The 12,885-nt window shown below is 73.3% G+C and carries 11 protein-coding genes; 9 read left to right on the plus strand and 2 right to left on the minus strand.

All coding sequences use genetic code 11. From position 1 onward, the window contains the following. Positions 1–114: 114 nt before the first annotated feature. Positions 115–693, minus strand: coding sequence for a carboxymuconolactone decarboxylase family protein (locus ACFVHO_RS34820; RefSeq protein WP_385723739.1), 579 nt, complete (start codon positions 691–693; stop codon positions 115–117). Between the two features lie 200 nt (positions 694–893). Between ACFVHO_RS34820 and ACFVHO_RS34825 the strand changes: the two genes are divergently transcribed. From ACFVHO_RS34825 to ACFVHO_RS34850, 6 genes are all read left to right on the plus strand, one after another. Beyond that, on the plus strand, positions 894–2,090 hold the full coding sequence (locus tag ACFVHO_RS34825; protein ID WP_385723742.1) for an MBL fold metallo-hydrolase: 1,197 nt from the start codon (positions 894–896) through the stop codon (positions 2,088–2,090). A gap of 410 nt (positions 2,091–2,500) precedes the next feature. Further along, complete coding sequence (locus ACFVHO_RS34830; protein WP_385723745.1) at positions 2,501–4,627, plus strand: ATP-binding protein; 2,127 nt, start codon at positions 2,501–2,503, stop codon at positions 4,625–4,627. A gap of 182 nt (positions 4,628–4,809) precedes the next feature. Further along, complete coding sequence (locus ACFVHO_RS34835) at positions 4,810–5,244, plus strand: roadblock/LC7 domain-containing protein (RefSeq protein WP_030357202.1); 435 nt, start codon at positions 4,810–4,812, stop codon at positions 5,242–5,244. Positions 5,245–5,246: 2 nt separating this feature from the next. Continuing rightward, complete coding sequence (locus ACFVHO_RS34840; protein ID WP_030357052.1) at positions 5,247–5,618, plus strand: DUF742 domain-containing protein; 372 nt, start codon at positions 5,247–5,249, stop codon at positions 5,616–5,618. Then, the gene (locus ACFVHO_RS34845) at positions 5,596–6,195 is read left to right on the plus strand and encodes an ATP/GTP-binding protein (RefSeq protein ID WP_030357053.1); all 600 of its coding nucleotides are present in this window, start codon (positions 5,596–5,598) and stop codon (positions 6,193–6,195) included. Before ACFVHO_RS34840 ends, ACFVHO_RS34845 begins: the two co-directional genes overlap by 23 nt. 16 nt (positions 6,196–6,211) lie before the next feature. Then, positions 6,212–6,793 (plus strand): GAF domain-containing protein, encoded by a 582-nt coding sequence (locus ACFVHO_RS34850; RefSeq protein WP_385723749.1) that lies wholly within the window; start codon positions 6,212–6,214, stop codon positions 6,791–6,793. A 40-nt stretch (positions 6,794–6,833) separates the two neighbouring features. Here the strand turns inward: ACFVHO_RS34850 and ACFVHO_RS34855 are convergent, their stop codons facing one another. Then, a complete protein-coding gene (locus ACFVHO_RS34855) occupies positions 6,834–8,789 on the minus strand; it encodes a DUF2264 domain-containing protein (protein ID WP_385723752.1) in 1,956 nt (651 codons plus the stop codon). Positions 8,790–9,023: 234 nt separating this feature from the next. Between ACFVHO_RS34855 and ACFVHO_RS34860 the strand changes: the two genes are divergently transcribed. The 3 genes from ACFVHO_RS34860 (at position 9,024) to ACFVHO_RS34870 (ending at position 12,702) form a co-directional block, all read left to right on the plus strand. Continuing rightward, positions 9,024–10,208 carry a Gfo/Idh/MocA family protein gene (locus tag ACFVHO_RS34860; protein WP_385723755.1) on the plus strand — a complete coding sequence of 395 codons (1,185 nt, stop codon included), beginning with the start codon at positions 9,024–9,026 and terminating at the stop codon, positions 10,206–10,208. Between the two features lie 204 nt (positions 10,209–10,412). Next, positions 10,413–11,441 carry an L-threonine 3-dehydrogenase gene (gene tdh / locus ACFVHO_RS34865; RefSeq protein ID WP_385723757.1) on the plus strand — a complete coding sequence of 343 codons (1,029 nt, stop codon included), beginning with the start codon at positions 10,413–10,415 and terminating at the stop codon, positions 11,439–11,441. Positions 11,442–11,499: 58 nt separating this feature from the next. Next, positions 11,500–12,702, plus strand: coding sequence for a glycine C-acetyltransferase (locus ACFVHO_RS34870; RefSeq protein ID WP_385723759.1), 1,203 nt, complete (start codon positions 11,500–11,502; stop codon positions 12,700–12,702). Positions 12,703–12,885: the final 183 nt, after the last annotated feature.

Genomic DNA, 12,885 nt, shown 5'->3' on the forward strand with positions numbered 1-12,885 from the left:
CTGCCGGTGTACGGCCTGGTGTGCCAGTGGCTGCTGGTCCGCCAGGCTGCTGACCGGGCTACTGACTGTTCGGTCAGTAACCCAGTAGTACACCATCGGCCCCGCGCCGTCGGCTCACACGGCGGGCCGGGAGTTCCCCGCGGGCACGTCGCGCAGGTCGCAGAACTCCTTGAAGCCCTGACTCGTCAGCCCCATCGCGGAGTTGAAGCGCGAGCGCATGTTCTCGACGGCCACCATCATGGTCAGCTCCACGAACGCGGCCTCGCCGAGGCTGCCGAGCAGCCGGGCGGCCAGTTCGTCGTCGACCTCCGGCGCATTCGCGGTCATCGCCTCCGCGTACGCCATCACGTCCCGCTCCAGCGGCGTGTAGACATCGCTCTCGCGCCACAGCGGTACGTCGCGCAGCTTGCGCGGGTCCAGGCCGCGCCGCTGGCTCTCCCAGTGGCCGAAGTCCATGCACCAGGAGCAGCCGATCGACGCCGCCGACGCCATCTCGGCCAGCGCCTTCAGGCCGGCGTCGAGCTTGTCGTACTTGGCGACGGACTGCTCGAAGCGCAGGTAGGACCAGAGGACGCGGCTGTTGTGCGCCATCGCCTTCCCGGGGTCGAGGACCTTGCCGTAGGCGCGCTTCGAGTACCACTCCATGGCGCGGAAGAAGAGCGTGCGGGGCGGGCTGAGCGAAATGCGGGCCATGGGGGCCACCTCCGGTGCGTACGCGGCGTGGTTTCGCCGTCTCACGGAGGAGACGGAGCGAAGGTGCTCCGATGTGACATCGGGGCCGGAAGCGGCCGACGGCGGCCCGGCGGGAGCCGTGCGGCCCGGCCCCGGCGGCCGCTGTCGGAGGTGGCGCACATAATGGGGGGAGCCTGAGCAATCCTGTTCCTGGAGGTGCCGTGTCCCGGTTCTCGAGCCCCCGGCTCCGCTCACTGCGGCCCGCCGCCTTCGGCGCGGACCCCGCGGGGGAGCGCCTGGCGCGCATCCAGAGATCGCCGAACTTCGCGAACGGCTCGTTCCAGAACCCGCTGGATGCCCGGACCAGACCGTCCGGATCCGCCCTGGAGTTCGCCAAGATCTACTTCCGCAAGGAGGAGCGGGTCCACCGCACCCCGTCCGACCCGATCCCGGTGCACGCGACGACGCTCGCCGACCTCGCCAGGCCCCCGGCGAGCGGCCTGCGGCTCACCTGGATGGGGCACTCCAGCGTCCTCGCCGAGATCGACGGGCGCCGGGTCCTCTTCGACCCCGTGTGGGGCGAGCGGTGCTCCCCCTTCGCCTTCGCCGGGCCGAAGCGGCTGCATCCGGTGCCGGTGCCGCTCGCGGCGCTAGGGCCCGTCGACGCGGTCGTGATCTCCCACGACCACTACGACCACCTGGACCTGCCCAGCATCAAGGCGCTCGCCGGTACGGACACGGTGTTCGCGGTGCCGCTCGGCGTCGGCGCCCACCTGGAGCGCTGGGGCGTGCCCGCGGACCGGCTGCGCGAGCTGGACTGGCACGAGTCCACGGACATCGGCGGCCTGACCCTGACGGCGACGCCCGCGCGGCACTTCTGCGGTCGCGGTCTGCGCAACCAGCAGCACACGCTCTGGGCGTCCTGGAGCGTGCGCGGCCCCGAGCACCGCGTCTTCCACAGCGGCGACACCGGCTACTTCCCGGGTTTCGAGGAGATCGGCGCCCAGCACGGCCCGTTCGACGCCACGATGATCCAGATCGGCGCGTACTCGGACTTCTGGCCCGACATCCACATGCGTCCCGAGGAAGGCGTACGCGCCCACCTGGACCTCCAGGGCGGCACGCCGCACGGCGTCCTGCTGCCCATCCACTGGGGCACGTTCAACCTCGCGCCGCACCCCTGGTCGGAGCCCGGCGAGGGCACCCTCGCCGCCGCTCGCGCCGAGGACACCGCCGTCGCCTTGCCGATCCCTGGCGAGCCCTTCGAGCCGTCGTCCGACGCCGTGCCACAGGCCCCCTGGTGGCGGGCGGTCGCCCGGGCGCCGCAGGAGACCGCGGCCGGCGCCCCGAGGGCGTGCGGCCGGAAGAAGCCGACGACGCCGAACGCGCCGGGGCACGAGGTCGCGGAAGTCGGCTGATCACGGGGACGGGTGGCGCGGCCGACCCGGAAGTCGGCTGAGCACAGGGGCGGCTGATGCGGCCGACCCGGAAGTCGGCGGACCGCGGGGACCGGAGATCCGGCTGCCCCCGCTCTCCGCTGCGGGCCCGCGCTCCGGGCCCCGCCCCCTCGGAGTGGACATCCGTGCCGTTCCTCGCGCACCCGTACGAGCGTTTTCGCGCAGTCGTGCGACGCGTCATACCAGAGCGGGACCCCTGCCGCCGGAGTTTGTCAACTGCCCACCGCACTTGATGCGGTGACGACTACCGTGTGTGGCCGTCGGGCGACGCAGGGATCACATCACGGCCTGCCGGCCGGCATCGCGATGCCATCGACGAGGTGCCGCGGCGGACCGCCGTGGCGTGTCGTCCGCACGTACCGAGGACGCAGATGTCTCACCTTCGCGCACCGGCAGCACGCGCAGACCGCCGGGAGAGCGGGCGGCACGGCAGGTCCGGGAGCCGCGCCGCGCCGCCCCTGCCCGAGGCGCGCATACGGCCCCAGCTCCTGCGCATCGCCGTGCTGCCCGCCGTCGCGGTCGGCCTGTGCGGCAGCGCCGCCGTGCTCTATCTGATCCGGGAGGCCGAGGCCCCGCCACGGCCGCCCCTGATCGCCGTGCTCGGCGCCGCCGTGCTGCTCGGCCTCGCCAGCGTCGTGATCGCCGCGATCGCCGCCGAGCGGGCCGCGCGGTCCGTGCGCGACCGCGTCGGCGCGCTCCGCCGCGCCTCCGCGCGCGGCCAGGCCGACCTGCGCGAACTCGTCGAACAACTGCGCCGGGGCGACGCGCCGCCCGCGCCCGGGCAGCAGACCCCGCGGCCCGTGGCCGCGGGGGACGAGTTCGCCCCGCTCGCCGAGGAGCTGTCCCGCGCGCACGACGGCGCCGTCACCGCCGTCGTGCAGGCGGCACAGCTCTCCAGCCAGGCGGGCAGCGAGCAGAAGGTCGAGGTCTTCGTCAATCTCGCCCGGCGGCTCCAGTCCCTCGTGCACCGCGAGATCTCGCTCCTGGACGACCTGGAGAACACCGTCGAGGACCCCGAACTCCTCAAGGGCCTCTTCCACATCGACCACCTGGCCACTCGCATCCGGCGGCACGCGGAGAACCTGGCCGTGCTCGGCGGCGCCATGTCCCGGCGCCAGTGGAGCAGGCCGGTGACCATGACGGAGGTGCTGCGGTCCTCGATCGCCGAGGTAGAGCAGTACTCCCGGGTCAAGCTGGTGCCGCCGATCGACGGCACCCTGCGCGGGCACGCCGTCGCCGACGTCATCCACCTGCTCGCCGAACTCGTCGAGAACGCCACCGTGTTCTCCGCCCCGCACACCCAAGTCCTGCTGCGCGCCAACCTCGTGACCGCCGGGCTCGCCGTCGAGGTCGAGGACCGCGGCCTCGGCATGCCGCTCGCCGAACAGGCCCGGATGAACCAACTGCTCGCCGACCCCGACCAGGTCAACGTCGCCAGCCTGCTCCAGGACGGGCGCATCGGGCTCTTCGTGGTCGCCGCGCTCGCCCGTAGACACGGCATCGCGGTGCGCCTCCAGACCAACATCTACGGCGGTGTGCAAGCCGTCCTGATCGTGCCGCAGGGTCTCCTCGGCGCCGAGCAGGACGAGGCGCCGTCGGCTGCCCGAGGCGGCGGGGGCACGGGTGCCACGGGTGCCACAGGTGGCACGGTCGGCGTGGGTGGCGCCGGGGCGAGCGGCGGCGCCAGCGGCCTCGTCCCGGGGCCCCGGCAGGCCTCCTCGGCCCACCCGGGAGCGGCCCCGGCCCGAGCCACCGCCAAGCCCTCCGCACCCGGCACCGGCCTTGCCGGGGACCCGGCGACGACCACCCCTCGCCCCCGCCACTCCGCCCAGCCCCGCCACTCCGCCCAGCGCCACACCCCGCACGCACAGCCGCACTCATCCCCGTACCAAGAACCCCACACCCCCCGAGAAACCCACACCCCCCAGGAATCCCTCGCCCCCCACCATCCCCACCACTCCCACGACCCCCTCGGCATCCAGGGGATCGGCGCGCCCTCAACCCCCACGCCCCCCACGCCCTCCACCCCGCAGCACGGGCACCCGGGCACCATGGGCCCCACCGGCCCCGAAACCACCACCCAGCCCGCCCCTCTGCCCGTCCGGGGCCCCCGCGGCGACCGGCCCACCCCCGCCGAGGCCGTACCGGGAATCCGCCCCGAGGACCGGCAGAGCGCCATCGAGCACACCGCCACCCCGCCGCTGCCCCGCAACGGCGCGGTCCGCGGCCGGGTCGGCAGACCGCAGTTGCCCAAGCGCCGCGCCCAGGAACACCTGGCACCCCAGTTGCGCGACGCCAGGGCCCCCCGCGCGGACGACGAACACGTCGGTCACGACCCCGGCCTGATGGCCGCCTTCCAGCGCGGCATCGGCCTCGCCCAGGCCGCCGAGGCCCGCGACCTGCCCCGGGACGGCGCGGCCGGGACGAACCCCGGGCCCGGCCCCACCGCCACCGCCGACCGCGGCGACCGAGCAGGCCGCGTTGACCAGGGCGGCTGACCGCGCCGGTCGCGCCGGTCGCACCGAGGGCACCGGGCGCACCGGAGGCACGAGCCGCGCCGGTCGCCCCGGACGTGCCCGCCGCGCCGAGCAGGGTGTCCGCCCGCACCACCCCCACCCCGTCTGCCCCGGCAGACCTCGAGAACTTCGAGAACCCCCGTACCTCAAGGAGTCGATCCACCATGGCGAGCGATGCGCCGACCGGCCAGGTATCCGATCTCGACTGGCTGATGAGCGGCCTCGTGCAGCGTGTGCCGCACACCCACAGCGCCGTCCTGCTCTCCTGCGACGGACTGGTGAAGTCGGTCCATGGCCTCGACCCGGACAGCGCCGACCACATGGCCGCGCTGGCCTCAGGGCTCTACTCCCTGGGGCGCAGCGCGGGCGTCCGGTTCGGGGACGGCGGGGACGTACGGCAGGTGGTCGTGGAGCTGGACTCCACGCTGCTCTTCGTGTCCACGGCGGGCTCGGGCACCTGTCTGGCCGTGCTCGCCGGGCGGGACGCGGACGCGGCGGTGCTGGGGTACGAGATGGCGATGCTCGTGAAGAGCGTGCGCCCCTACCTGGTCACAGCGCCCCGGCAGCCCGCGGTCGAGCCCGCGTCGATGAGGCACTGAGCGTGGGGGCCCCGCACGACGGGCCGTGGCTCGACGACGCCGCGGGGCGGCTCATCCGCCCCTACACGGTCAGCGGCGGGCGCACCAGACCGACGGCGCAGCTCGACCTGCTGTCCCAGGTGCGGACGACCGGCACCGTCCCGTCCGGCTATCTGGGCCCCGAGCACGCCCTCGCGCTCGGCCTGTGCGAGGCACCCACGTCGGTCGCGGAGATCGCCGCCCAGCTGAAGCTGCCCGCGGTGGTCACCAAGGTGATCCTGTCCGACCTCGTCGACTGCGGGGCTATCACCACGAGAGCCCCGGACTTCTACCACAACCCGACTGACCGGTCCCTGTTGGAGGCAGTGCTCGATGGACTACGACGACAGCTCTGACGCCTTCCCCACCGCGCTGAAGATCCTCGTGGCGGGCGGGTTCGGGGTCGGCAAGACGACCTTCGTGGGCGCGGTCAGCGAGATCGCGCCCTTGAGCACCGAGGAGTTGCTCACGACGGTCAGCGAGGGCACCGACGACCTCGCGGGCGTGGAACACAAGACCACGACGACCGTCGCCATGGACTTCGGGCGGATCACCCTCGACCCGGCGCACGTGCTCTACCTGTTCGGCACGCCCGGCCAGGAGCGGTTCTGGTTCATGTGGGACGAGCTGTCCGAGGGGGCGCTCGGCGCGGTCGTCCTCGCGGACACCCGCCGCCTGGAGGACTGCTTCGCCGCCGTCGACTTCTTCGAACAGCGCGGCATGGGATTCATCGTCGCCATCAACGAGTTCGACGGCGCCCACCGCTACGAGCCCGAGGAGGTGCGCGCCGCCATCGACCTCGACCCGCAGGTGCCGGTCGTCCGCTGCGACGCCCGCATCTCCAGTTCCGGCATCCAGACGCTCCTCACGCTCGTACGCCATCTGCTCGCCCACGCACCCGCCGCGCCCACCTTCGGAGCCCGCACGACATGATCCCTGGAGCACGCCGATGACGTACGAAGCGACCGGTCGGCTGCTGCTGACCCCGGTCGACAAGGAGGCGCCCGCGCGGGTGCGGCGGCTGCGGGAGCTGGGCCTGGGGGAGCGGTCCGAGCCCGGCCTCGACGCGTTCGCGGACCGGCTCGCGCGGATCATGGACGCGCCCTACGCGATGGTCACCTTCATCCACGAGGAACAGCAGTTCTTCGCCGGGCTGCACTTGCCCGAGGCCGTCGAGCCGCACCCCGACGCGGCCGAGCCCCCGACCGGATCCTTCGGACGCCGGGCGGGCCGCGAGCGCGGCTACTGCCCGCACGTCGTGGTGCGCGGCCGGGCCCTGGTCCTCGAAGACGTCGGCGACTACCCGCGGTTCGCGGGCAATCCCGTCGTCGACGAGATCGGCATCCAGTCCTACCTGGGCGCGCCGCTCGCCGACCGGACCGGCCTCGTCCTCGGCACCGTGTGCGTCGCGGACGTGCGACCGCGGCCGTGGGGGCGCGCCGGGCTCGACACGATCAAGGCCATGGCGGCCGAGCTGGCCGAACGCATTCAGCGGCGCGAGGACGGCGGGGACGTGGACGCCCCCCTGTGACCGTCCGGCGCCGACGGCGGCGCCTCGACGCCCGAGTTCCTCAGAGCACCAGCTCCTCGCCGTCGGGGAACGTGATCCGCACCGTGTCGCCGCGCACCACGCAGCCGATCGCCTCCTTGAGGGCCCGCGGCCGCACGTCGTCCCGGCTGAGGACGATCAGCGTGACGTGCACGCTCGCACCGCCCGGATGAGCACGGGACATCAGGTACGGGGTGGCCGAATGGGGACCGTAGGCGTTGGTCTCGACCTCCCGGACCGTGCCCGCCGCACCCTCGCGACCCGCCGCACCACAGGAATCCGCCCCACCGTCGGCGCCCGCCGCGCCCGGCTCGGCGCCCCACCCGTGCAGTCCCACCACCGCGCTCGTCAGCCCCGCCTCCGTGCGGGCGAGCGCCCACCCCGGCCCGTGCTCGACGTGCGGCGGCGTCCCGTCCGCCACCGCGTACCCGCCCTCACGGACCGCCGCGCCCGCGGGCGCCCGCACCCGGTGGGCGCGGATCTCCCACGGTCCGTACAGGGCGCTGGTGGTGAGGATCGGGTACGTGTCCTCGGTGCCGGGGAAGCGGGCGTCGTGGCGGGACGAGGCGATGCGGCCCGCGCAGGCCAGCGGGTGGATGCGGCGGCGGCGCGAGGCGGTGCCGTCCGGGGCGAGCAGCGCGAGGTGGCCGTCCACGGCACGCTCCCAGGCGCGCGGGGCGGTCTCGGGGGCCGTCGCCGTGGAGTAGCCGAACTTGGCGTAGTGCGGGTCGTCGGTGGCCGGTCCCTCCAGCGCGTTGTGGTCGCTGCCGTGGTTGACCAGGCGGACGATGCCGTCGTGGCGGGTGCCGTGCAGCAGCCAGCCGGGGCGGGGCAGCGCCGTGTGCTGGTCGGACTCCTCGACGGGCAGCGGGAGTTCACGGTCGGTCCACACCGGGTGGTCGGCGGGAAGGAGCAGGCCGAGGAAGCCCTTGCTCGCCCAGTACGGTGACGCCGGTCCCGAGTAGGCCTGCGTGGACGGCAGATGGGTGCCGTACCAGCCGAGCGGGAGCAGGCCCCGCTCGTCCGGGACGCCGCGCTCCACGAAGTGCCGGGCCGTGCCGGAGGCGAGGCGGCGGGTCAGTCCCGGCGCGAGCGGCGAGCAGTCCGCGAGGGCGCCCAGCCACACGGGCGCGGTCGCGGCGAAGCGGTAGGTGAGGGAGCGGCCCTGGTGCACGGGCGCGCCGTCGGCGCCGAAGAAGTGCGGGTACGTGGTGAGGAATTGGGCGAGTCGTTCGCGGTACACAACGCCCCGGCCGCCGTCCTGGCCCGGGCCCGCCATCCGTGCCCACAGCAGGGGGTACAGGTGCAGGGCCCAGCCGACGTAGTAGTCGAAGTTGCGGCCGTCGCCGTCGCTGTACCAGCCGTCGCCCCGGTACCAGTCCTCGATGCGGTCGAGGCCGCCGTCGATGTCGGCCTGCCGGTGCGGGGCGCCCACGGAGGCGAGGAACTGCTCGGCCACGACCTGGAAGAGGCGCCAGTTGTTGTCCCAGGTGCGGGCGCCGACGAAGCCCGAGAGCCAGTCGACGACGCGCTCTCGCACCCCGGTGTCGAGCCGGTCCCAGATCCACGGCCGGGTCTCGTGCAGGGCGACGGCGATCGACGCGGCCTCCACCATCTGCTGGGAGCAGTCGGTGAGTTCGGGCCAGGCCTCGCCGCCCGCCCCGGCGCCACGGTCCGTGCCCGCCGTCAGACCCAGGGCGTAGCGCTCCACCAGGGCGGGGTCCACGTCGCCACCCGCCCCCGCGATCCGGAAGGAGGCGAGCAGGAAGGACCGCGCGAAGCCTTCGAGCCCGTCCGACACCACCCCCGACCAACTCCCGCGCCCCGGCAGGCGGTACTGCGCGAACCGTGGCGTGGCGTACGGCACCAGCGCCTGGAGCTGCCGGTCGGCGAGCGCCTCCCAGTGCGCGCGGGTCCAGCCGGTGAGCGGCGAGCGGACCCGGTCGGCGGGCGGGAGCGCGAGGTGGGGCGGAGTCATGGCGGGGATCCTCGGGTCGGAGGGGCGGAGTGTGCAATACGCCGTGGACAGTAAGCGTGTACTGCGGCGAGGCTGTACACCAGAGGTTGTGGGGGTAGAAGTGCAAGGGGGTGACTGTGAATGGCGCACTGACTCGACGGTAAGCGTTTTCTACTCGACGGCTTCGACGGCTTCGATGGCTTCGGCGGCTCCGAACGGCTCTGTACGGCATCTACGCACCCGAAAGGCACCCCCATGACCGACCTCCGACTCGGCGTCCTCGGCTACGGGCTGCGCGGCTCCCTCGCCCGCACCGCCCACCGGCCCGGCGCGGGCTCCCGCGTCACCGCGCTCGCCGACCACGACCCCGCCGCCCGCACCGCGGCCGCCCTCGCCTTCCCCGGCGCCCGCGTGGCCGCCGACCACCGCAAGGTCACCGAGGACCCCGACGTCGACGCCCTGGTGATCCTCACCCCCGACCACACCCACGCCGAACTGGCCTGTGAGGCGCTGCGCGCGGGCAAGCCCGTGTTCGTGGAGAAGCCCCTCGCCATCGACGTCGAGGGGTGCGACGCGATCCTGCGCGCCGCGTACGAGAGCGGCACCCGCCTCTATGTCGGGCACAACATGCGCCACATGCCGGTGGTCCGGCTGATGCGGGACATCGTGGCGCGCGGCGAGATCGGCACGGTCAAGACGGTCTGGGTGCGCCACTTCGTGGGCTACGGCGGCGACTGGTACTTCAAGGACTGGCACGCCGAACGGCGGTACACCACCGGCCTGTTGCTCCAGAAGGCCGCCCACGACATCGACGTACTGCACTGGCTCGCGGGCGGCTACGCCCAGCGGGTGCAGGCGCTCGGCGACCTCATGGTCTACGGCGACAACCCGCACCGCCGCGCCCCGGGCGAGCCCAAGGCCGACGACTGGTACACCGAGGACGGCCACTGGCCGCCGCACACCCAGCGCGCGCTCAACCCCGTGATCGACGTCGAGGACGTGTCGCTGGTCAACATGCGCCTGGACAACGGGGTTCTCGCCGCCTACCAGCAGTGCCACTTCACCCCGGACTACTGGCGCAACTACACGGTCATCGGCGACGCGGGCCGCCTGGAGAACTTCGGCGACGGGCCCGGGGGCGTGGTGAAGGTGTGGAACAGCGGGCGGTCGGCGCACCGGGAGCGGGGGGACGCGGAGTATCCGGTGCCGGATGCCGAGGACGAGGCAGGGCACGGCGGGGCGGATCCGCTGCTCGTCGACGAGTTCGTGCGGTTCGCGCGGGACGGCGGCGTCACCGACACCTCGCCGGTGGCCGCGCGGATGGCCGTCGCGGCGGGGGTGCGGGCCACCCAGTCGCTGCGGGACGGCGGTGTGCCGCGCGCGGTGCCGGAGCTCGACCCGGAGCTGGTCGCGTACTTCGATCGGGGGCAGTCGCGCTAGTCCGTCCGGGCCCGGGAACGCCCGGTCCGCCTGCGGTCTGAAGGAAAGCTGCGGACGCGCTTAAGAAATCCTCGATGGACCCGTGCGGCGAGGTACGGAAGATTGCTGTGCGTCGGTGTGCGACCGGTGCGGGTCACCGGTACGGGATGTACAGGAGCTGTACGGGCCGCCGGCACCCCCCAGACGTACGACAGGAGCCGACGCGTGAAAGCGCTGGTCAAGGAGAAGGCAGAGCCGGGTCTCCGGCTGATGGACGTCCCCGAGCCCGAGGTGGGTCCCGGCGACGTCCTGATCAAGGTGTTGCGCACCGGGATCTGCGGCACCGATCTGCACATCCGGGCCTGGGACGGCTGGGCACAGCAGGCCATCAAGGCGCCGCTGGTCGTCGGCCACGAGTTCGTCGGCGAGGTCGTCGCCACCGGCCGCGACGTCGCCGACATCAAGGCCGGGGACCTGGTCAGCGGCGAGGGCCACCTGGTCTGCGGCAAGTGCCGCAACTGTCTGGCCGGGCGCCGCCACCTGTGCCGCGCGACGGTCGGTCTCGGCGTCGGGCGCGACGGGGCGTTCGCGGAGTACGTCGCGCTGCCCGCCTCCAACGTGTGGGTGCACCGCGTCGAGGTCGACCTCGACGTCGCGGCGATCTTCGACCCGTTCGGCAACGCCGTGCACACCGCGCTGTCCTTCCCGCTGGTCGGCGAGGACGTACTGATCACCGGCGCGGGCCCGATCGGCCTGATGGCCGCCGCCGTCGCCCGGCACGCGGGCGCCCGCCACGTCGTCATCACCGACGTCAGCGAGGAGCGCCTGCAGCTCGCCCGCAAGACCGGCGTCAGCCTCGCCCTCAACGTCGCCGAGTCGACGATCGCCGACGGCCAGCGCGAACTCGGCCTGCGCGAGGGCTTCGACGTCGGCCTGGAGATGTCAGGCAACCCGCGCGCGATGCGCGACATGGTCGCCAACATGACCCACGGCGGCAAGATCGCCATGCTCGGCCTGCCCGCCGAGGAGTTCGCCGTCGACTGGTCCCGCATCGTCACCTCGATGATCACCATCAAGGGCATCTACGGCCGCGAGATGTTCGAGACCTGGTACGCCATGTCGGTGCTGCTCGAAGGCGGCCTCGACCTCGCGCCCGTGATCACCGGACGCTACGGGTACCGCGACTTCCAGGAGGCCTTCGACGACGCGGCGAGCGGCCGCGGTGGCAAGGTCATCCTCGACTGGACCGTCTGAGCCCGGACCGTCCGCGCCCCGGCTCCGCCCACCCTCCGCACTCCCGAAGGACACCCTGATGTTCGACTCCGTACGCGACGCCCTCGCCGCCGACCTCGAAGAGATCCGCGCCGCCGGTCTGCACAAGCCCGAGCGCGTCATCGGCACCCCGCAGTCCGCGACGGTCTCCGTCACCGCGGGGGGCCGCCCCGGCGACGTACTGAACTTCTGCGCCAACAACTACCTCGGCCTCGCCGACCACCCCGAGGTCGTCGCCGCCGCCCACGAGGCGCTCGACCGGTGGGGCTACGGCATGGCGTCCGTGCGCTTCATCTGCGGCACCCAGGAGGTGCACAAGGAACTGGAGGCCCGGCTCTCCTCCTTCCTCGGCCAGGAGGACACGATCCTCTACTCCTCCTGCTTCGACGCCAACGGCGGCGTCTTCGAGACCCTCCTCGGCCCGGACGACGCGGTCATCTCCGACGCCCTCAACCACGCCTCCATCATCGACGGCATCCGGCTCTCCAAGGCCCGCCGATTCCGGTACGCCAACCGCGACATGGCCGACCTGGAGAAGCAGCTCAAGGAGGCCACCGAGGGCGGCGCCCGGCGCAAGCTCGTCGTCACCGACGGCGTCTTCTCCATGGACGGGTACGTCGCGCCGCTCGCCGAGATCTGCGACCTCGCCGAGCGCTACGACGCGATGGTGATGGTCGACGACTCGCACGCCGTCGGCTTCGTCGGCCCCGGTGGCCGGGGCACGCCCGAGCTGCACGGTGTCATGGACCGCGTCGACATCATCACCGGCACGCTCGGCAAGGCGCTCGGCGGTGCCTCCGGCGGGTACGTCGCCGCGCGCGCCGAGATCGTCGCCCTGCTGCGCCAGCGCTCGCGCCCCTACCTCTTCTCCAACACCCTCGCCCCGGTGATCGCGGCCGCCTCCCTCAAGGTGCTCGACCTGCTGGAGTCCGCCGGTGACCTGCGGGAGCGGCTCGCGGAGAACACCGCGCTCTTCCGGTCCCGGATGACCGAGGCGGGCTTCGACATCCTGCCCGGCGACCACGCCATCGCCCCCGTCATGATCGGCGACGCCGCCGTGGCCGGCCGCATGGCCGAGCTGCTCCTCGAGCGCGGCGTGTACGTCATCGGCTTCTCCTACCCCGTCGTGCCCCAGGGGCAGGCCCGCATCCGGGTGCAGCTGTCGGCCGCACACTCGACGGCGGACGTCGACCGGGCGGTGGAAGCGTTCGTCGCGGCGCGGGCGGAGCTGGCGGGGGCGTAGCCCTCGCGGGGCGCCCCAGTCCCGCCCCTTCTCCGATCCCGGGGCTCCGCCCCTGGACCCCGGGGTGGGTGTCCCGTTGCCGTGGGCCGGGGGCGCCGCCGAATCGGCGCTCCGCGCCTCGTCCTCAATCGCCGGACGGGCTGAGATGTGCCGGGCTGTTGGGCAGATGGTGCAAGTTTGGGC

The organism is Streptomyces sp. NPDC127108 (genome assembly GCF_042677545.1).
In the GTDB taxonomy this organism is placed as follows: domain Bacteria; phylum Actinomycetota; class Actinomycetes; order Streptomycetales; family Streptomycetaceae; genus Streptomyces.